The organism is Anaerotignum sp., from assembly GCF_017483025.1.
Classification (GTDB): domain Bacteria; phylum Bacillota; class Clostridia; order Lachnospirales; family Anaerotignaceae; genus Anaerotignum_A.
The window spans coordinates 42,324-63,386 of sequence record NZ_JAFUMA010000010.1 but is presented as its reverse complement, the minus strand read 5'-3'; the positions used below and the strand labels follow the sequence as shown (position 1 = coordinate 63,386).

Below are 21,063 nucleotides of genomic sequence, written 5' to 3'. Positions count from 1 at the left end.
CTCCCCTCATTTCTCAACAACTGTTACATCGGGCATCATATTGGAGGCAAAAACGGTATAGAACACCATATATTTTTCTTCGTCCACACGGATGCCGTAATTTTCTTTCAAATATTCATAACTGGGCGGATAAAATCCCTCCAGCGCATAGCAGCTGACCGCTCCCCGCAGGATGCTTTCTTCCGCGATGCGCAGGGCTTCTGCCTGCTGTTTTTCTTCTGCATGATTCATACCAACAACGCAGAACACCGCCACCGCCGCAAAAAGCACGATGGAAATGGCATATTCCGCCAGAAACCCAACCAATTTGTTTTCTTTCTTCTTCATCCTGTACCCCCCTTATCCCAGGGAATTCATGATACCCACCAGAGGGAACATCACACTCAAAAGCAGTACGCCAACCACCACAGAAAGCAGGATGACCACCGCAGGCTCCACTTTCGCCGCCAGCTTCGCCAATGCAGAAGATGCTTCTTCTTGGCTTCGACGGCTGATTTCTTCCAGAGCCGCATCCAGCGCGCCTGTTTTGATACCTACGGAAAGCATGCGGCAATACATGGGCTTCAGCAGCCCAGTTTCTCCAATGGCTTCCGCAAAGGGCATGCCTATGTCCGTCTGCTCCATGCAGGCGTTGATTTTTCTTTGGGCTTCCTCTCCTTCGCAAAAGGTTCCTGCCATTTCCAGGGCATAGTCGATGCTCAAACCACCTGATACGCCCATATATAAGGCAGAAGCAAAGTGGGCTTCTTCATAAAGTCTGCCTGCCTTTGTTTTTGCAAAATTTCTGCTCCAGAAAACGTTCCATTTCGCCCTTGTGGGTTCATGAACAAGGATAATGGCCGCGGCGACAAAGATCAAAACGCCGATGACAGCAAAGGCGCCCCTCCCGTGGCGCAATGCGACGCCCAGATTCAAAAAGAAGAGCGCAACAGGAGACAGCGTGCCCCCCAGCTGGGCGAAGACATCCTGAAAGACAGGCAAAACTTCTGTCATCAGAAGCACCACCACCGCCAGCATCATCATCAGTAAAACGATGGGGAAAACCACTGTTTCTTTCAGCGCCTGTTCCGTTCTGCAGCGTTCCTCATAATAGACAGACAAAGAATGGAACACAGACTCCAGATAACCCGTTTCTTCCCCCATTCGCACCATTTTCAGCATATATGCAGGGAAAACGCCCGTTTCTTCCATGGCTTCATACAAAGCACCGCCATAGCTGGTCGTTTCATATAAACCCAGCAAAACATCCTTTTTCGCCCCGTCCTTTTCCTCCTCCGCCAGGATGAAGAAGCATTCCGTACCCGGAAGACCCGCCTGCAAAAGAAGCGAAAATTCCAGACAGAAGGATGAGATTTCTTCTTTTGACCATTCTTTCCCCTTCATGTTTTCCTCCAAAAATCTATCTCAATATAAGTATTTTTCCTTGTAATTTTTCCCGTCGCCGATGTATTCCATGATATCCTCACTGCTTCCGCCGCTGGAAGCAAAGGTGGGGTCCATAAGCTTCCATGTGGTGCCGTCAAAGAAGATAACGCCTTCCACCCAGCCTGTTTCCTCGGAATAGGTAGATATCCAGGCATGGTATGAAGAGCCCGTGTAGCCTGTTACCAGTTTCGTCGGCACACCCTGAGAGCGGAGCATGGCTGTCATCAGGGCAGCATAATCGAAGCAGATGCCTTTTTTCTCCGCCAAAACGGCATCTATATCGGGCAGATAGCCACTCTTCACGTTCCTTGCCTTCTCCGTATCATAGGAGATATTTTTGATAACATAATCATAGATGGCCTGTACCTGTTCCAGTTCGTCCGTTAGGCCTGCGGTCAGTTTCCCAGCCAGCTTCACAGCTTCACTTTCCGCCGTATAATCCACATACTGATTGGGGCAGAGGAACGGCAGGAAAGGGTCCTTCAAGGCGACCTCTATCTCCTGAGAGAACAGGACGGCGTATTTCGCCCCTTCGATATTCTGATAGATGCCCACGGAATAGATGCCATTCCCATCAGAAAGACCGTAGGTCTCATATACCCCCTGCCCATTCAGGTCGTAGGTATATTTTGTTCCATTTGGCCCCTCCAGAATGACCTTCAAAATGGCAGAATCATCCTCGCATTTTACCATCACGTAGCCGTCCGCCGTGTGGGACGCATCGATGGTGACACCATTTTCCCCATAGGTCACTTCGCCGCTGGCTTCAGGCATCGTTACCTGAAACTCTGCACCGGAAGCGGGCATAGCTTCCCCCGCCGCTTCTTCCACAGTATGTTCTTCCGCATAGACATTCTCCGATGCCGTTTCCCCTTGGCATCCTGCAAACAGGAAAAGGGATGCCAACCCTAAGGCAAAGCAGCGTTTCACTCGTTGTTTCATTCCCTTTTTCCCCTTTCCATATGATAGATACATTATCTTTTATCATACAATATTTTACAGAAATCCGCAACGAAAAAAGCCCCGAAACTCGGGGCTTGAAAGGCACTTTATTTCAATTACTTTTTCAATTTCAGGATCTGATCCAGAATCTTATGGGCTACTTCTTCTTTTGTCAAGAGTTCCAGTTCGATTTCTTCTTCTTTGGAGATCATTGTTACCACGTTGGTATCTGTGCCAAAGCCGCTGCCTGCTACTTTCAGGTTGTTTGCAACGACCATGTCGATATTTTTCTTTGTCAGCTTCACACGGGAATTTTCCAGCATGTTCTGGGTTTCCATGGAGAAGCCGCAGTAGAACTGACCTTCTCTTCTATGTTCACCCATATATTTCAGAATGTCCTGAGTTCTGTCCAGTTCGATAGACATATCACCGTCTTTTTTCTTTGTTTTTTCGTCGTTGTAGTTTTTGGGCTTATAATCCGCAACGGCTGCCGCCTTGATGATGATATCGTTATCCAGGAAGCGTTCTTTCATGGCTTCGAACATATCGCCTGCACTTTTCACCTGCACATAATCTACAAACAGGGGTTTTGCCAGAGATGTGACGCCGCTGACCAGTGTAACCTCTGCACCGCGCAGCATTGCCGCCTTCGCCAGTTCATAGCCCATTTTGCCTGTGGAATGGTTTGTGATATAGCGAACAGGGTCAACGCTTTCCTGTGTAGGGCCTGCTGTTACGATGACCTTCATACCTGCCAGATCTTTTTCGTAAGCGATTTCTTTTACGATATGAGCAACCAGAACATCTTCGGAGGGCATTTTACCATCGCCGACGTCTCTGCATGCCAGAACACCCTTATCGGGAGCGATGACCTCAAATCCATAACCTTCCAGTTTTTTCAGATTATCCTGCAGGATGGGTTTATGGTACATATTTGTATTCATAGCAGGAGCAATAATAGTCTTGCATGTGCAGGCCATTGCTGTTGTTGTCAGCATATCATCTGCGATGCCGTTTGCCAGCTTGCCGATCACATTTGCAGATGCGGGAGCGATCAGCAGCACGTCAGCCTTTTTCGCAATGGAAACATGAGCCACATGGAACTGGAAATTACGGTCGAATGTATCTACCATACATTTATTTCCTGTCAGTGTTTCGAAAGTAACAGGTGTAATAAACTGGCATGCATTCTGTGTCATAATAACGTGAACATCTGCATTCATCTTTACCAGCATGCTTGCCACATTTGCCATTTTATAAGCGGCGATACTGCCTGTTACGCCTAAAACAACGGTTTTCCCTTTTAACATGATAATTCTCCTTTTTTCGATCGTACTTTTTTGCCGCCCGGTGCGGCACTCATTGACAGTAGTTTAACATAGATTACAGCTTTCGCAAAGGTTTTTCGGGAAAAAATCCATTTAAATTATCGAATATCAATCACCAAAGTCCAGATAGGTTGTGCCTTCTAAAGGCACCAGAACCTGCAGCCCTGTTCTGTCGTTGATATCCCCTACCACATAGATGGTATAGGCCTTGCCGCCTTCCAGCTGCACATTGGGATGTTCCACCAGGTTTGCCCCGCTGAGGCTATCCCGCATTTTCAGATTATGGCTGCCGGGGGCAGCGGTCATATAGCGGCTGATATCCTGATAATTCAGTTCGGAAACCACCAGAGCATCATCCCAGTAGGCATCCATAGTGGGCGCATTAGGGGAAAGCTGCACAAAGCGGACATATGCTCGATTCCGATTTAGGAAACGGCGGCTATCATTGATGGCAAGCGTAGAAATATCCCCAGAAAGGCCGATGACCGCCAGGGTCGTAATGCTGTTTGCCTGCACCTGCATCCGCATGACTGTCAAAGGGTTGCGGATGGTGCCCGCCCGATAAACAGCAATGCGGTACCAGCCGGGGAAGACCTTCATATATTCCGTAAATTCCCGATAGAGCAGATTAGAAGCCACTTTTCGCCCGTTGGCATAGATATCCACCCGCTGTTCCCCGGGACTGGCGTTCAGGAAACGGATATAGCCATATAGAGTGATGCCGGGGATGATGGGAATAACGGTAATATTGGTATTATTGGGCAAGGTAATGCTTGGAAAACGGCGGCGTGCCATATCATCGGTCATTTCCTCCGTCAGGGTCATCTCATCCACCGTTTCATTGACCTGTTCCATCGTCAAAGGCAGGGGCATCAGCATATCGTCACTTGTTTCGTACCAGTTATTATTGGGCATAGAAATTCCATCCTCTCGTTCTTTTCTCTTTCAAGGTATGGATAGACAAAATCCCCTGTGCCTGTACACAAAAATCTGCAAAGAAAAAGCACGGCATCCGCCGTGCTCTTATGAACAAATCAATCCAGAACCAGAGAAGGTGCTGTGTATACTCTTGCAGCCAGTTCCTGATCCAGCAGATACAGAGATCTGGGGTCGCTGCCGAACAGTTCCATTTTTGTGATCAGGTCGTTGGCGTTCTTTTCTTCTTCGCCCTGTTCTTTTACGAACCAATCCCGGAACTGCATTGTGCGGAAATCATTCACTTCCTTCGCTGCAGCATAGATCGTATGGATCAGATCTGTTACATACTGTTCATGTTTCAAGCCAGCATGCAGGGGATCAGCCAGTTCATTCATTTCCACATCGGGAGCAGCGATGGCGCCCAGTGTTACTTTTTCACTGTTATTGTGCAGGTAATCATAGAACAGCAGCGCATGGTCTCTTTCTTCCTGCGCCTGGATACGATACCAGTTTGCAAAGCCGTCAAGGCCCTTATCTTCATAGAAATTGGAAAAATCCAGATACAGATATGCGGAATAAAATTCTTTATTGATCTGATCATTCAGCAGTGCTACTACTTTTTCATTTAACATAATGAGTTCCTCCTTTTTATACTTCTTCTTCAACAACCTCTTCTGCCGTCTCTTCTTCCGGCAATTTGGTCGCAAGTACCTTTAAAATACGCTTTTCTTCAAATGCTTCCACCTGGAACAGCCAGCCGCACAGGCGCATTTCGATCACTTCATCCTCTTCAGGGATACGGCCCAGCTGACCGATCATATAGCCGCCAAGGGTATCGTAATCTTCGTTTTCTTCAAAGGTGATCTCCAGCTGTTCTTCCACATCCGGCAGGTCTGTGGAACCATCGATGCGGTAAACATTTTCTTCCACAAGGGTGATATCTTCTTCTTCCTCTTCGTCATATTCGTCGAAGATATTGCCGAAGATCTCTTCCATAATATCTTCCATGGTAACGATACCTGCTGTGCCGCCGTATTCATCGATAACGATTGCCATATGCACCTTTTCCAGCTGCATTTCCTGCAGAAGCTCGTCTACCTTTTTGGAAAAAGGGATGAAATAAGGCTGCATCAGGATATCTTCCAGATGAAAGTGGCCCTCTTCTACGCGGGTCACGTCCGCAAGAATATATTTGACCATATCCTTTACATGATATACACCGACGATATTATCGATATTATCATCATAGACCACGATACGGGAATATTTTTCTTCTGCAGTTACATTTTTGATTTCTTCCAGAGTAGCATCCAAAGAGACTGCAACGATATCTGTTCTATGGGTAGCAATATTCCCTACAGAAATATTCCCCAATTCAAAGATATTGTTGATCATTTCCTTTTCATTTTCATCAATAGAGCCGTTATCACCACCGGCATCTACCATCTGGCGGATTTCTTCTTCCGTCACGTTGTTTTCACGTTCTCGAATTTTTTTGTTCCCCATTTTGATCAGCAGAACAGCATTCAACAAAAGAGAACACACCAAAGCTATATAAGCTTCCAAAATCATCATCCTCCAAAAAATAAAAATCGACAGTTTGTCATAGTATCAGTTTAAAGGCAAACGGCCGTTCTGTCAAGTTGAGGGAAAAGCCCCCGAAAATCGAGGGCTTTTGTATTATTTCTTATCGATTGTCTTTTTTTCAGAATGGCAGCCTTTGCTGTGGGCACAGCCTGCACAGCCACTGCCGCATTTTCCTTCATGTTCCATACGCATGATCTTTGCCTGTTTCTGCATCTTGCGGATATTGAAGAATACCAGGAAGAAAATCAGTATCGCTGGGATAATAGCAGTAAAAAGAGTTTCTGTTGTCATTTACAACACCTCCTTAAATATAGTGATCCATGTAAGCGTGGAGTTTCTTTTCCCATTCTTTTTCATCGACCAGATTTTTCGCCAGATCTTCGATGATAAGTCTATCGCTTTCACGCATACGCCAAAGCTGTTTCCAATCCAAAGGGAAGCCCATACGGCGAGCCAGCTGGTATTTTCTCTGTTCCAATTCAGGCAATGCCAGGAAGGAATCGATATATTCCAGCATCCAGGGCAGATCTCTGTCCATATCGCCATTGACTTCCTGCAGCAGATTGATAATATGGTCGCTGGTGATCTTGCCATTTGCCTTGCTGGGATCAATATTCGCCAGCAATTTACGGATTTCCAGCAGTTTGTTCATATCTGTATCTTCCGTCCATCCACCGGCATCTCTGACTTCCTCCATCAGGGAACCTGTACGCAGAACAAAAGTACGCAGACGAACGAAATTAGGGTTTACGGCATTGATAACCTTTGCCGTTTCGATTGCATTATCATCGGAAAGTTCCTTGCCGCCAACGCCGGGCATGAAATAAATAGACAGTTCAATACCCGCTTCTCTTACCTTTCTGCCGCCTATGATCTGCTCTTCCTGAGTACAGCCTTTTTCAATAAGAGCCAGAACCTTGTCAGAACCGGATTCATAGCCGGAATGGATACGGTCTAAGCCTGCTTCCTTCAGCAATTTGTAATCCTCGGGGCTGATCTTTGCCAGTGTATTCGCTCTGCCGTAGGATGTGATACGTTTGATCTCAGGCAGCTTTACGCGGACATAGCGGATGATCTCTGCCAGCCAATCGACACGCAGACACATGGTATTGGCATCCTGCAGGAAAATGGAGTTGCAGTCCCCTTCTGTCATCCAGCGGAATACCATCTGATAGCACCAGCGCTGGTCGTCTGTTGTCAGGGTTTGATAATCTCTGTTGATCGCTTCGATATCCCAGTCGTCTTCTGTTTTATACTGCAGGATACGGTCGCGCAACTCCGCCATGGTGTCGATATCTTTTTTGACATCCTCCACAGGGCGAGTATGGAAATCGTATTTTTTATAAAGCATGCAAAATTTACATCTATTCCAAGGACAGTTTACCGTCACACGCAGCAGCAGGCTATTGGCTTCGCTGGGGGGACGAATAGGCCCGATTTGAAAAACCATTTCTTCCATTATTGTTTCTCCTTTGTTCAAAAAATCAAAAATTCTCTTAATCTATTTATTGTAGCAGATTGGTAGGAAAAAGCAAGGAAAACAGCCTCTGAAATTCAGGAATGAAAAAGGCACCCACAAAAGAGGTTTTCGATGGGTGCCTGATTTTTTAAATTAGTCTTCTTTGGACATTGCAACTGCGATCTTGGATGCCATTCTCGCATTGTTGTATGCCAGTTCTTTATTAGATGCGAATGCTACGCCTTTTGTGATTTCTTTGATGTGGCTCAGCAGGAAAGGTGTTGTTGCTTTACCTTTAATACCCTGTTCTTTTGCCAGTTCCAGCGCTTTGTTGATAACTGCTTCCATTTCATCGAAGTCCAGTTCCCATTCTTCGGGGATGGGGTTCGCAATAACTGCGCCGCCTTCCAAGCCCAGATCCCATTTTGTTTTCAGGATCTTTGCACACAGTTCAGGGCTTTCTACATTGAAATCAACGCCGAAGCCGCTCTTTCTGCAATAGAATGCAGGGAAATCATCTGTACCCATGCCCAGTACGGGAACGCCCATTGTTTCCAGATATTCCAGTGTCAGGCCGATATCCAGCAGAGATTTTGCACCAGCACAAACAACGCCAACGGGTGTTTTTGCCAGTTCCTGCAGGTCAGCAGAAATGTCCATTGTTGTTTCAGCACCACGGTGAACACCGCCGATACCGCCTGTTGCGAATACTTTGATGCCAGCCATAGCTGCGATCATCATTGTTGTAGCTACTGTTGTTGCGCCGGGTTTGCCTGCTGCAACGTAAACTGCTACGTCACGGCGGCTTACTTTGCCAACGCCTTCGCCTTTGCACATCAGATCCAGTTCTTCTGCTGTCAGGCCAACTTTCAGTTTACCATCCAGGATAGCTGTTGTTGCAGGGATAGCGCCTTCGCCACGTACGATTTCTTCTACTTTGTGTGCAAATTCTACGTTTTCAGGGAAAGGCATGCCATGGCTCAGGATTGTGCTTTCCAGTGCTACAACAGGTTTGCCTGCTTTGATTGCTTCTTCGATTTCAGGTGTGATGCTCAGGTATTTTTCCAGGTTCATTTTATTTTCTCTCCTTTAAAATTTTTTCCAGTACGTCGATACTCATATAAGGGTTGATGGTTTTTTCATGGGAAATGGCTGCCAGCCCTGCCGCCAGCGCATAATCCAATGTCTGTTCGATGTTAAAGTTGTTCAATGTGGAATAAATGACCGCCGCCATGAAAGCGTCGCCGCCGCCAGTAGCGTTTACCATTTCTTCCAGGGGTTTCAGCTTGCGCTGCAGCTGTGTGCCGCTTCTATCCATATAGAAGCAACCATCGCCGCCCAAGCTGACGAAGAGGCGTTCCACGCCCTTTTCCAGAACGATATCGCAGGCCTTTTTCAGGTCTTCGTTATTCTGGATAGACATATCTGCCAGAATTTCCAGTTCCATGCGGTTGGGCTTGATGGTATGGAATTTGCCCACGTAGGGTTTGATCTTTTCCGCATAGGCACAGGAAACAGGGTCGATGAATACGGGCTGCTGTGCGCCGAAAAGGTCGAGGATGCCTTCCAGTGCTTCCGTAGGCAGGCCGCTGTCGCAGGTGATGATCTTTGCGCCAGTGATAACGCCTGTTTTTGTTTCCAGAAATTCCACGCTCATCTTCTGCAGCACGCTCATGTCGCTCATGGCAACAAACATATCACCTTTTTCATCCAAAATAGAGATATATGTGGAAGATGGATGATTTTCCACCTTCATGCTGTGGCTCAGATCGATGCCCGCCGCTTCACATTCACTTTTAATCTGCTCTGCGTAAACGTCATCACCCAAAGCAGTGATGAGTTTGACAGGGGCGCCCAGTCTGGAAAGGTTATCACAGACATTACGGGTCACGCCGCCGGCAGAAACGTTCATATGGCCGGGGTTGGAATCTCTCAGATTGATCGCCTTTTTGCTGTGGCCGTGGATATCCACATTGGCAGCACCAATGCCCACAACATAATCCTGCTCTTTCAGGAGATAGCCTTTGCCAAGGATATAGCCTTTTCTCTGCAGGTTGGAAATATGTACCGCTACGGAACTGCGGGCGATATTCAGCATCGCAGCGATCTGACTTTGCTCGATCATCGGGTTCTTTTTGATGATCTCAAAGATTTCCCTTTCTCTTTGTGTCAAGCCTTCACCTTCTTTACATTTGCTTACGTCCTAAACTAATATTTATTATAATACAACATCTGCTGCTGTCAATATCAAATATATATTTTTTTAAAAAAAATCTTTTTCATAGAAAAACCCCGACTCTTTTTGGCCGGGGTCTGTTTTTTCTTTGTTTAATATTTTATTTATGAATTTTTATCACCAATCGTAATTTTCAGATCGATGCTCTGCTGTCCATTTCTCACCACATGGATATCCACAGTCTTGCCGATCTCCGTTGCATTCACCAGCTCTACCAGTGTATCCATATCCATAACTGTCTTGCCGTTATACTGGGTGATGACATCGCCCACTTCCAGGCCTGCCTTCGCCGCAGGGCCATTCTCTGTCACTTCCATGATCAGTGCGCCCACAGGCAACTTATACAGCTCCGCATTTTCTTCTGTAATGCTTGTACCTGTGATGCCGATATAGGGTTTAGGCTGTGTGCCTGTTTCCAGCAGTTCTTCTACGATAGGCTTGATGTAGTTGCTGGGAATAGCATAGCCCATACCTTCCGCCATTGAAGAATTATATTTTGCCGTATTGATGCCGATGACTTCGCCCTTGCTGTTCACCAGTGCGCCGCCGCTGTTGCCGCTGTTGATGGCTGCGCTGGTCTGCAGTACAGTCAGGTTGTTGCCGTCTACATTAATGGTCTGTCCCTTCATGCTGATGATACCGTCTGTGGCGGAAAGACCCATGCCCATGGCATTACCGATGGCGATGACACATTCGCCCACCTCCAGCGCATCGGAATCACCGAAGGTTGCTGTTGTTACTTTTTCGATACCTGCCGCCTTCAGGTCGTCCCAGGAAACAGACAGCACCGCCAGGTCAGAATCGCTCTTTGTACCGATGACCTTTGCAGATACACTAATATCCCCTTCGAATGTGACGAAGATGGAATTTGCGCCTTCGATAACGTGGTTATTTGTGGCAATGGCTACTTTATCATCATCAGAATAGAAGATAACGCCGCTGCCAGCCCCTTCGGATTCATAGGGCACGGCATATTTGCCGAAATATTTCGCTGTGCCTGTTACAGTTGTGGAAACGCTGACAACAGAAGGCTTTACCTTCTTAACAATATCCACCGTGGAAAGGCCGTCCGTCAGGAAGGAAACATTTTCTGTATCTGTCACGGAAATGGTATCCAGACCCGCGTCTTTCTGGAAGCGATACTGCATCATGCCATAGCCTGCGCCGATGGATGTACCGCCTGCAATGCTGACAATCAGGCAGCCCGCGATGAACTTCGCCCAGCCCTTTTTCTTTCCCGGTTTCTTCGTCTTTTTCACTTTTTCTTCATAATGATACTCTCTGACAGAGGGACGGGGCATCTCTTCTCTGCTCTCCGCCTGGGCTTCTGTCTGCTCTGCCTGCTGATCTATGGGGGTTTCCTTGGTTTTTTCTTCTGCAGAAATCACCTCTGCATCCATTTCGATGGATTCTCCATCCACATGGGGCTCTTCGTTTCTTTCTTCCACAGAACCCTCCACGGAATTATCATGTTCATTCTTTTTAGGGTCGTTTTCGTAATCGTACATATCTATGCCTCCAATGCGTTTTTCTTCGCTTTATTTTTATCTTATGCTGTTATTATATAGTCTGAATTTGAACGAAGTATGAACGTACAGTGAATAATTCGTTTTTTTATTTAGAGGTTTATTAGAGGAACATTAATGCAAAAAAAGAGGATCTTGCTATCAAGATCCCCATTACAGTGCGGATAGTGGGACTCGAACCCACACGCTGTCACCAGCGTCAGATTTTGAGTCTGATGCGTCTGCCAGTTCCGCCATATCCGCAAATCAACTGCTTGAATATACTATCACAGTTTGGATAGAAATGCAAGCAGTAAATTTATTTTTTACATTTTTGTAGGCTCAGGATACTCAACCCCAAAAGTATCTACCGTTACTTTCACCATTACCTGGTCTTCCAGAGGTCTGTCCTGTCTGTTTGTTTTTGTTGCAGCAATCTTATTTACCACATCCATGCCTTCGATGACTTTGCCGAAGCCTGCATACTGGCCATCCAGATGGGGGCTTGTTTCATGCATGATGAAGAACTGGGAGCCTGCGCTGTGAGGATGCATTGCTCTTGCCATGGAAAGCACACCGGGTGTATGCTTCAGGTCGTTTTTGAAGCCTGCCCAGCTGAATTCGCCTGCAATATGATAGCCGGGGCCGCCCATGCCTGTGCCTTCAGGGCAGCCGCCCTGGATCATGAAGCCACGGATAACTCTGTGGAAAATTTTGCCGTCATAGAAACCTTTTTTCACCAGAGAGATAAAGTTGTTTACTGTGTTGGGCGCAATTTCGGGATACAGCTCAGCTTTGATGATGCTGCCGTCGTTCATTTCAAATGTTACGATAGGATTCATTTGAATCTTCCTTTCTCTTTCAAATTTTGCGGAAGTCTCCGCGTATCTTAGTTAGTTTATCACAAACGTTGCCATTTGTACAACCCTTATTCCTTTTCAAGAGTGACCTCTACCAACTCTGGTCTGTTGAAGATACGGAAAGGAAAACTGCTGTTGCCTAGGCCGCGACTCACCACCATGACCGTGCCGTCCTTTTCATGCATCCCCTCCGTATATTTGGGGAAGAAACCTTGATGGGGCGCAAAGATACCCTGTCTCAGGAAAGGAATAACGATCTGTCCGCCGTGGGCATGGCCTGTGAAGGCCAGATCGATATTTTCTTTTACATATGTTTCAAACAGCTCCGGTCTGTGGGAAAGGAGAACATTGAAGCTTTCCTCCTGCCCTGCCATCAGGGTATGGAGCATCTTATCATAATATGGATTCACCTTTTTATCCGCCAGACCAAGAAGGGTGATTGTTTCTCCGTTTCGCTCGATAATGGATTTGCCATTGTTCAAAACCGTTACGCCTGCATCAACCAGTTCCTCGGACAATCTTTCCCATTCGCCGCTCTGATGTTCATGGTTACCGGAAACAAAATACACGGGGGCAATATTCACAATCTCCTTGATGAAATCCATGGCACTGTCCACGTCTGTTCTGCCTTCATGTCTGTCCAGCAGATCGCCTGTCATCACGATGATGTCAGGGCAGGACTGCTCGATTTTTCGAATGAGAGGCTCCTGCTCCTTACCGAAGACCTTATTCTGCAGGTCTGCCACCTGCAAAATCTTATAGCCATCAAAGCTTTCGGGGATTTCCCCTTTATATGTCATTTTTGTCAGCATCAGGCCGTTATTCTGCCAGTAAAGGAATGCCCCCAATAGCAGACCTCCACAGATACAGCCCATGGTCTTTTTATATTTCATGGTTTTCACCCTCTTTTCTTTTGCGCCATTCCGCTTTTCTTCATTATAAAGGAGATATGCCTTTCTTTCAATGAACACTGGATTAAAAAATCTGCCCTTTCCCATTGTAAAAATACAAAAAACGTGCTACACTAAAATAAGAATATATGTTCGGTTTTCAAATTTACTTACAAGGAGATGATGTCATGTCCAGAGTTATTTTTCATATCGATGTAAACAGCGCATTTTTGAGTTGGACAGCCGTAGACCGCCTGAACCAGGGCGAAGAACTGGATATCCGCACCATCCCCTCTGCCATCGGAGGCGACAGCGAAAGCCGCCACGGCATCATCCTCGCTAAGTCTAACCCTGCAAAAAAATATGGCGTCACCACAGGGGAGCCCATCGGCATGGCTTTGCAGAAATGCCCTGAGTTGGTCTGCTTCCCGCCCAATTTTCCGTTATATTCTCAGTTCTCCAGAGCCATGTTTGAAATCCTTTCGGAATATTCCGACCGTATCGAACAATTCAGCATCGATGAGGGCTTTCTGGATTATACGGGCATGGAACGGCTACTCGGCCCACCTTTGGAAACCGCCGAAAAAATCCGCCAGCGCATCAAAAAGGAACTGGGCTTCACAGTCAATGTAGGCGTCAGCTCCAATAAGCTGCTGGCAAAGATGGCAGGCGAGCTGGAAAAACCTGATAAGCTCATCACCCTTTTCCCCGAAGAAATCGAAAAAAAACTGTGGCCGCTGCCTGTGGGTGAGCTTTTTATGGTAGGACGACGCACGGTGCCCCGTCTGCATGAAATGGGCATCCATACCATCGGAGAACTGGCAAAATACCCTCAGGCCTTGCTGGAAAAGGAATTCAAAAGCTTCGGGAAGATGATGCACGCCTACGCCAACGGCATCGACGACACGCCCGTTGCCCCCGCTGACCATCAATCCGAAATGAAATCCATCGGCAACAGCACTACTACCCCCTTCGATGTGACGGATAAAGATACCGCCTATCGTATCCTGCTTTCTCTGTCAGAAACAGTCTCCATGCGCCTGCGCTGCAGCAAGCTTTGCGCCCAGGAAATTGCCGTCACCCTGAAATCTTCCGATTTCAAGGTCTATTCCCACCAGAAGCAGCTACTTAATGCTGTTGACTGCACCAATGCCGTCTATGAAACAGCCAAAGAAATCTTTGATGAGGTCTGGAAAAAGGAACCTTTGCGACTTTTAGGCATCCGTGCAGGGAAGCTTTGTGAAGAGGACTGCGTACAGCTTTCCATCCTGGATAATGACTGGAACAAGCAGAAAAAGGCCGATACCGCCATGGATGCCATCCGCCTGAAATACGGGAAAAACACCGTCCGCCGCTCCACCTTCGCCAACGGGGAAGGAAAAGCCTTTGCGGGAAAAATGAAAATAAACAATGATATTTTAAAATAAAAACCAGAAGTACCTTTTCTATTCAAGGTTCCTTCTGGTTTTATCATTTTATTCAGATGCACTATATTTCATAATGAGCATTTCTACGGCTGTCTCTTCCTGGGCTTTGCCTGTTTTGATATCCAGATCTGCCTGCAGACAATCCCGCAAAGCCTTTTTCCAACCCTCCACAGGAAAACGCTTCGACTGCCGCAGATATTCCTTCACAGCAAAATCTCTGATCTCCAGCTTTGCCGCAATCATATCATTGGTCATGCCGCTTTTGGAAAGGAGCATAGTCTCCAAAATCAGGCGAAACTGTCTGGTGATCAGAGACAGCACCATATAGGGCGATTCCTTCATGGAAAGCAATGTGCGATAGACCTGCACAGCTTTTTCAGGACGTTTTTCCGCCACAGCCCGCACCAGATCGAACACACGGGCCTCCAGAGAGACCGTACATACGGCGCGGATATCCTCCGCTTTGACCTCAGCTTCTTCTCCTTTATAGGCAATCAACTTCTGCAGTTCTCCATCGATATTTTCCATGTCATGGTCTACGGTCTGCAAAAAGAGGTTCAGCACCCCTTCGCTCATTTCCATGCCGTTATCTTTGCAGCGCTTTTTGATCCAGGTGCCCAGGTCTTTCTCTGTAGGTTTTTTAAATTCCACTGCCTGTCCGTATTTTGCCACCGCCTTATAGAGGCCGTTGGTCTTTTCCGCCTTTTCCTCGATAAACAGCAGGCAGACCGTATCAGGTAGGTCAGCCAGAAATTCCTTCAGATTGTCGCCCTCTTCCTTTCTGCCGCCTTTTTGGAAAAATTCACTATTGCGAACCGTCACCAATCTCTTTTCGTTGAGAAACGGCATAGTCTCCGCCGCATCCATGATAGCTGCCGCCGTAGTACGCTTTTCCTCAAAAATATCGTGATTCATTATTTCTGCGCCATCGGGCAGGATGGCCTTTGTTAGGGCTGCCTCATAATCCTTTATCAAATAAGTCTCCGTGCCGTAAAACAAATAGCATCGGCTGAATTCATTGTTTTTCCAGTTTTTCTTTAAGGTCTTCATATAACGGCTTCCTTTCCGTCATGGTTTCTATTTCAAATGTGCCATCCTGCTTCAATGTCACCAGAACAGCACCGTCTGTATCTGTACGATAAATTTCTCCTGTCGTTTCCTCCAGCCTTTTCAAGGTATCGGCATGGGGGTGCCCGTAGAGGTTTTTTGCGCCGCAGGAAATGACTGCCGCCTTTGGCGAAACAGCCTGCAGAAATGCTGCATCAGAGCTATATTTCGAGCCGTGATGAGACACCTTCAAAATATCTGCGGAAACATCCTCCCCCTGCTCCAAAAGGAACCGTTCATCCTCTGCAGAAATATCCCCTGTAAACAGAACTTCTGTGCCGCCATAGGTATATTTCAGCACCATAGAGCCATGGTTGTCATCGCCATCACGAAAGGCAACATCTTCAATGGGATACAAGCACACAAAATCCTTCTCCTCAGACATGTCGCTCATTTTTATAGTATACAGTGGAACATGGAAATTTTCTACCTTTTCTTTCAAAAGAAGCAGTTCTTCTGTTTCCTCAAAGGAAAAGTCAGAAAGATACAGTCCATCTGTCGGTATCGTTTCCAAAACCTCCAGCAGGCCCGTCATATGGTCGCTGTCAGGATGGGAAAGGAATACCCCCTCCAACTTAGATGCGCCCAGGGATTCCAGATAAGGCAGAACGATCTTTTTCCCTACATTTTCCCCAAATTCCCTGCCGTAAACGCCGCCGCCATCGATGAGGTACATTTTCCCATCGTATGTGGAAATAACTGCTGCATCCCCCTGACCCACATCAAGAAATGTAACGCTATTTTCCTTACGAAAGAGGGCATTTTCGAAAACTGCACAGAACATAGCTGCAGAAAGAGCCGCACCAACCTTCCAGCTGCCTTTCCTCTTTCCGAATTCGATGAACCAAAATAAAATCAGATAATACAGCAGGATCACTGCCCCAGAGGGACGCCCCGTCAGTGCATAAGAAAAAGGCAATTGAATCAGCAGCGTACAGGTGATTTTGAATATCCGCAGGATAGCATAAACACTGCCTGCAGCAAAAACGCCCGCAGGAAGCCAAAATAACCCTAGAATGGCACTGAGGATACCGAAACCCAGCAGGAGCCCACTCAAGGGCACGATCACAAGATTTGCCAGGATACTCACTGTGGAAACAGAATAAAAATGATATGCCACGATTGGATAGCTGAATAAAGATGCATACAAAGACACCAGGAAACTTTCCTTCAGCCAGTCCAGTTTGCCCCTGTGCTTTTTCTGTTTTTCCTCCATTTTGCTGATGCCGATGCAGATGCCAATGACCGTCATAAAGGAAAGCTGAAAGCCTGCATGAAAGAGATACAAGGGCTGGATGGTCAAAATCAGCAGCGCTGCAGCGGCAATATTATTCAGCCTGTCCGAAAGGCGGAAGAACACCCTCCCCAGCATCACGATACAAATCATCGTCGCCGCCCGCACGGCAGAAGGCGATGGCCCGATGAACAGCAGAAAGCCAAGGACAGCCACCATCGTCACCAGGGCGGATGTTCTTCTGCTCTGTCCCAGTATTTTCTCTACGAAAACGGCCACATACATGGCAAGGATAGACATATGTAAGCCGGAAATACAAAGGACATGAACGACCCCTGCTTTTGTATACAATTTATATCCGTCATCGGGTATATCATCCTTTTCCCCTGTCAGCATGGCTTTCATAATGCCGCTTTCCTCCGCAGGCAGGATGCTGTCCAAAACAGAGTGCAGACGAGCGCGCCCTCTTGCAAGAACAGAAAAAAGAAAGGTGTCCTTCCCCAGATACTCTATCGTTTCAGGATACATCTTGCAGTCATACCCTTTTGTTGTCAGAAATAATTCCTCATCGTATCCACCAGGATAGGAAGGAGCGTAGAAAGGAACCAGTTCCCCGGAGAAGCCGACCCGCTCCCCTACCGAATAGCGGTCTGCTCCGCTCCAGATAGCATAGAGCTTCACATCCTGCAAAGCAGTTCCATCTGTATCCTCCAGATCACAGAGAATCGTCAACTTCTGATTTCCCGATGCAGTCAGCCCGGCTTCTCTGATCACACCTTCCCCTTTCACAACACCTATCAGCATTCCATCATCCGTTGGCTGCAAATGATAATCCGCAGAAAGAAAGCCAAAAACGGTAAAAAGCAGCAACAGAAGATATCTCGCGCTTTTTTCTTTTATCACAAATCGTGATATTATTACGCTTATAAAAATAAAAGAGACCAGACACATCATCTCTGATATGCCTAGTCTCATATAAATGCCACATATTGTGAAAATTGTTGCCCAAACAATCGGACGTTTCATGTTGCCTTACTCCTAATTATTGTATCTCTGCCGTTTTCAAACTGCTGACCGCAGTAAATGGTGTTTTAAACTGCAAATTCCCCTTAAATTCATCCAGCTTCTTCCCTTCGATCAGGAACTGCACCTTATCGACATGATCCAATTCGCAAAGGGAATTGACGATGGAATACACCGTCAGGAGTTCTGCCCTTTCCCCGCCGCTGTGCTTCAGAACGAAATCTTCGCTCAGATTTACATAGCAGGTACCATCATTGGTCGTTGTCACATCTCTGATCTTCGTTTCCGCAGGAATCGTGCCCACGCAGTCCTTTTCCACAGGGCCGGCGATCAACTGTTCCAGAATGGTCTTTTCTCTGGTCTGGTTTGCATTTACCTCCACTACACGTTCTTCCACAGCCAGATCTGTGCCGTCCGCATTGGAAAAATACAGCGTCAGGATCGCATATTCCGTCGTTTCTGCTGCGATCGCTTCCCCATCGATGATCACGTTGCTGCGATTCATGGGGCCGATTTTCTCCCCGGTGGGCGTAGACAGAGATTTTCCTTCTACGGTAATTTCAACCCCCTCTACAAAATCCAGAGAAGTCAATGTCCAGACGATGGAAGAGCGGCAGATGACCTCAGCCGTACTCTTCATAGCGTAATATGCATCGGAAACATCGATGATCGCAATGTTATTGACCAGCGCAACAGAAAGGAACTCCACATCCTGGGGAACAGAGGGAGATACCCCTTCCGTTTTCGGTCCTTCCTTCAGGGTATTCAAAGCTGTCAGCAACGTATCTTCCATATTTTCGCCGCGAATATCTTTTTCGATGGGCTTCATCTTCCCGTCACTCATCATATAATAAAATTCTACTTTTTCCTCTCCTGATGCAATCACCGCATCATAAATCAGAACGGAACAAGGAATCAAAATGACCAGAGCAATGATCAAAGCAATGGCTTTGCGAAAAAGCCCCTCTCGGTTTGCCATAAAATTCCTCCTCCCTTACTGGTTTTGCTGTTTCAGAGGGATACGTACCAGGATCGTCGTGCCTTCCTCTTCCTTGCTGTTTACCTTGATGCTGCCTTTATGCATCATAATGGTACTATGGGTGATAGACAGACCCAGACCTGTACCGCCTGTTTCTCTGTCTCTTGTTTTATCTACACGATAGAATCGCTCAAAAATACGACCTACTTCATTTTCAGGGATACCAATACCTGTATCTGCCACGCTGAAAAATACATTCTGATGGTCTGCATCCAACGCCACCCTGACGATGCCTCCGCAGGCGTATATTTGATGGCATTATCCACCAGATTGGAGATTGCCAGAGAAAGTTTCATTTCATCAGCATCTGCGCGCACTTCCTTCGCTGCCTCCCATTGGAGGGATACCCCTTTGTTATCCGCCAGGGGCTGCAGCCGTTTGATGATACCTTCCATCATCTGGTTCAGGTCTGTTTCCTTGAAATTCAGAGGGATTTCCTTCTGATCCAATTTAACCAGGGTCAGCAGGTCATTGATGATTTCTGTCATACGGTCGACCTCGGAATTGATATCATGAAGGAATTCCACATACATTTCCTTGGGCACATCTTCCATCAGCAAAATGGATTCACTCAGCACCTTCACGGAGCTAAGGGGCGTTTTCAATTCATGGGATACATTTGATACAAACTGCTGACGGGTGGATTCTACCTTTTCCAGCTGATCCGCCATCTGATTGCAGGCAATGGCCAGATCCGCAATCTCGTTATGCACCCTGCTGCTGACCTTCGCCCGCTGTTCAAAATGCCCTTCGGACATTTTCTGGATGACGCTGATCAGGTTTTTCACAGGTTCTGTAAATACCTTGGAAACTACGACCATAATGATGAACAGAAGCACAACGATAGCGCCCAGCAGGAGATAAGCCTCCTTCCCGATATCCCCAACGATATCATGGACATCCCGCATGCCGTCGGCAATCAGCACAACACCTACCTTGCGGTCTGCCGCGCCCATAATGGAAGCTGCCGCATGGACAGACCCATCCTTCTGTTCTTTTGCTGTATCCTTATCATCCAAAGCCTGTACCACTTCCGGCAAAAGGATGGTTTTTCCTACATCTTCATAACCCGTATCATAAACCACCACGCAGGAGGAATCCAAAACCAGGATACGATAGTCCTCATTCTGGCTGGTCTCCAGGATCAGTTCCTCCATATCGCCTCTGTCCTCTTCATCAAAAAGAAAGCTGGAGGATGTCAGCTGGCCTGAAATGACATTGGCCTGACTAAGCAGCTCCTTTTTGCGTTCCTCTACAAAATAGCCCTGTACAGAATGGAGCATGGTGCTGGCAAGGAGCAGCAGCGGAAGGATACCTGCCACCGCATAGGCCAAAAGCAGGAACCAGCGCAGGCTGATGAACGGGATTTTTTTCTGCTCGTTCTGATTAGTTAAAATAGTAACCAACTCCCCATTTTGTAAAGATATATTTTGGTTCACTAGGATTTGCTTCGATCTTTTCTCTCAAACGGCGCACATGCACATCCACCGTACGCACATCGCCGGGATAATCATAGCCCCATACAGTATCCAGCAACTTTTCTCTGCTGTAGACTTTGCCGGGATTTTCCATCAAAAGCTCCAATAAGTCGAATTCCTTGGCTGTCAGGTTCACTTCCCTGCCACTGATGAATACGCGTCTGCTGTCAAAGGAAAGCTCCAGGTCTCTTGCCTTCAATACGTTTTTCGCAGCAGGCTCCGCAGGTGCTTTCTTTACGCTGCGGCGCAGGATGGCCTTGATACGTGCCTTCAGTTCCAGAATATTGAAGGGTTTTGTGATATAGTCATCGGCGCCGTATTCCAATCCCATGATCTTATCCATATCTTCGCCCTTTGCCGTTACCATGATGATGGGCACCTGAGAAAATTCTCTTGTCTCACGGCAAACCTGCAGGCCGTCCATTTTGGGCAGCATTACATCCAGCACCACCAGGTCAAAGTTTTTCTCCTTGATATACTGCAGGGCTTCTTCCCCGTCGTATGCCGCTGTTACCTCCATGCCGTCCTGTTCCAAAGAAAATTTGATGCCTTTTACGATCAATTTTTCGTCATCTACTACCAAAATCTGATAAGCCATTTTCAGC

21 protein-coding genes and 1 tRNA gene are annotated in these 21,063 nt (G+C 46.9%); 1 reads left to right on the top strand and 21 read right to left on the bottom strand.

All coding sequences use genetic code 11. The annotated features are described in order from the left end of the window. Window positions 1–6: 6 nt before the first annotated feature. From IJ369_RS00745 to IJ369_RS00675, 15 genes are all read right to left on the bottom strand, one after another. Complete coding sequence (locus IJ369_RS00745) at window positions 7–327, bottom strand: hypothetical protein (protein WP_290714831.1); 321 nt, start codon at window positions 325–327, stop codon at window positions 7–9. Window positions 328–339: 12 nt separating this feature from the next. Further along, window positions 340–1,383, bottom strand: coding sequence for a type II secretion system F family protein (locus IJ369_RS00740; protein WP_290714828.1), 1,044 nt, complete (start codon window positions 1,381–1,383; stop codon window positions 340–342). Window positions 1,384–1,404: 21 nt separating this feature from the next. Continuing rightward, window positions 1,405–2,367: a transglutaminase-like domain-containing protein gene (locus tag IJ369_RS00735; RefSeq protein ID WP_290714825.1), complete on the bottom strand. Its 963-nt coding sequence runs from the start codon at window positions 2,365–2,367 to the stop codon at window positions 1,405–1,407. Between the two features lie 116 nt (window positions 2,368–2,483). Further along, a complete protein-coding gene (gene coaBC / locus IJ369_RS00730) occupies window positions 2,484–3,677 on the bottom strand; it encodes a bifunctional phosphopantothenoylcysteine decarboxylase/phosphopantothenate--cysteine ligase CoaBC (protein ID WP_290714823.1) in 1,194 nt (397 codons plus the stop codon). A 126-nt stretch (window positions 3,678–3,803) separates the two neighbouring features. Beyond that, window positions 3,804–4,610, bottom strand: coding sequence for a DUF4397 domain-containing protein (locus IJ369_RS00725; protein ID WP_290714821.1), 807 nt, complete (start codon window positions 4,608–4,610; stop codon window positions 3,804–3,806). A 119-nt stretch (window positions 4,611–4,729) separates the two neighbouring features. Beyond that, window positions 4,730–5,245, bottom strand: coding sequence for a ferritin (locus IJ369_RS00720; RefSeq protein ID WP_290714818.1), 516 nt, complete (start codon window positions 5,243–5,245; stop codon window positions 4,730–4,732). A gap of 16 nt (window positions 5,246–5,261) precedes the next feature. Then, complete coding sequence (locus tag IJ369_RS00715) at window positions 5,262–6,179, bottom strand: hemolysin family protein (RefSeq protein ID WP_290714815.1); 918 nt, start codon at window positions 6,177–6,179, stop codon at window positions 5,262–5,264. A 114-nt stretch (window positions 6,180–6,293) separates the two neighbouring features. Further along, the gene (locus IJ369_RS00710; protein WP_290714812.1) at window positions 6,294–6,491 is read right to left on the bottom strand and encodes a FeoB-associated Cys-rich membrane protein; all 198 of its coding nucleotides are present in this window, start codon (window positions 6,489–6,491) and stop codon (window positions 6,294–6,296) included. A gap of 13 nt (window positions 6,492–6,504) precedes the next feature. Further along, a complete protein-coding gene (locus IJ369_RS00705; RefSeq protein ID WP_290714810.1) occupies window positions 6,505–7,659 on the bottom strand; it encodes a radical SAM protein in 1,155 nt (384 codons plus the stop codon). A gap of 153 nt (window positions 7,660–7,812) precedes the next feature. Next, on the bottom strand, window positions 7,813–8,733 hold the full coding sequence (locus IJ369_RS00700) for a pseudouridine-5'-phosphate glycosidase (RefSeq protein ID WP_290714807.1): 921 nt from the start codon (window positions 8,731–8,733) through the stop codon (window positions 7,813–7,815). A gap of 1 nt (window position 8,734) precedes the next feature. Further along, window positions 8,735–9,832, bottom strand: coding sequence for a PfkB family carbohydrate kinase (locus tag IJ369_RS00695; protein WP_290714804.1), 1,098 nt, complete (start codon window positions 9,830–9,832; stop codon window positions 8,735–8,737). 167 nt (window positions 9,833–9,999) lie between these two features. Next, window positions 10,000–11,403: a S1C family serine protease gene (locus IJ369_RS00690; RefSeq protein WP_290714801.1), complete on the bottom strand. Its 1,404-nt coding sequence runs from the start codon at window positions 11,401–11,403 to the stop codon at window positions 10,000–10,002. 177 nt (window positions 11,404–11,580) lie between these two features. Next, window positions 11,581–11,664 (bottom strand) — tRNA-Leu (locus tag IJ369_RS00685). 62 nt (window positions 11,665–11,726) lie between these two features. Continuing rightward, a complete protein-coding gene (locus tag IJ369_RS00680; protein ID WP_290714798.1) occupies window positions 11,727–12,242 on the bottom strand; it encodes a peptidylprolyl isomerase in 516 nt (171 codons plus the stop codon). 86 nt (window positions 12,243–12,328) lie between these two features. Then, window positions 12,329–13,153 carry a metallophosphoesterase gene (locus IJ369_RS00675; RefSeq protein WP_290714796.1) on the bottom strand — a complete coding sequence of 275 codons (825 nt, stop codon included), beginning with the start codon at window positions 13,151–13,153 and terminating at the stop codon, window positions 12,329–12,331. Window positions 13,154–13,338: 185 nt separating this feature from the next. On the opposite strand from IJ369_RS00675, the gene IJ369_RS00670 reads away from it, so the two are divergent. Next, the gene (locus tag IJ369_RS00670) at window positions 13,339–14,577 is read left to right on the top strand and encodes a DNA polymerase Y family protein (RefSeq protein WP_290714793.1); all 1,239 of its coding nucleotides are present in this window, start codon (window positions 13,339–13,341) and stop codon (window positions 14,575–14,577) included. A gap of 48 nt (window positions 14,578–14,625) precedes the next feature. On the opposite strand, the gene holA is transcribed toward IJ369_RS00670, so the two are convergent. The 6 genes from holA to IJ369_RS00640 form a co-directional block, all read right to left on the bottom strand. Then, a complete protein-coding gene (gene holA / locus IJ369_RS00665; protein WP_290714790.1) occupies window positions 14,626–15,627 on the bottom strand; it encodes a DNA polymerase III subunit delta in 1,002 nt (333 codons plus the stop codon). Next, window positions 15,593–17,869, bottom strand: a complete 2,277-nt coding sequence (locus IJ369_RS00660; RefSeq protein WP_330612878.1) for a DNA internalization-related competence protein ComEC/Rec2 — start codon at window positions 17,867–17,869, stop codon at window positions 15,593–15,595. The genes holA and IJ369_RS00660 overlap by 35 nt, the downstream gene beginning before the upstream one ends. Before the next feature lie 91 nt (window positions 17,870–17,960). Continuing rightward, on the bottom strand, window positions 17,961–18,920 hold the full coding sequence (locus IJ369_RS00655) for a GerMN domain-containing protein (protein WP_290714786.1): 960 nt from the start codon (window positions 18,918–18,920) through the stop codon (window positions 17,961–17,963). 15 nt (window positions 18,921–18,935) lie between these two features. Then, window positions 18,936–19,163, bottom strand: coding sequence for an ATP-binding protein (locus IJ369_RS00650; RefSeq protein ID WP_290714783.1), 228 nt, complete (start codon window positions 19,161–19,163; stop codon window positions 18,936–18,938). After that, window positions 19,124–20,386, bottom strand: a complete 1,263-nt coding sequence (locus tag IJ369_RS00645) for a sensor histidine kinase (protein ID WP_290714780.1) — start codon at window positions 20,384–20,386, stop codon at window positions 19,124–19,126. Before IJ369_RS00645 ends, IJ369_RS00650 begins: the two co-directional genes overlap by 40 nt. Next, entirely contained in the window at window positions 20,367–21,056 is a 690-nt protein-coding gene (locus tag IJ369_RS00640; protein WP_290714777.1) for a response regulator transcription factor, read from the bottom strand. The genes IJ369_RS00645 and IJ369_RS00640 overlap by 20 nt, the downstream gene beginning before the upstream one ends. Between the last annotated feature and the right edge of the window lie 7 nt (window positions 21,057–21,063).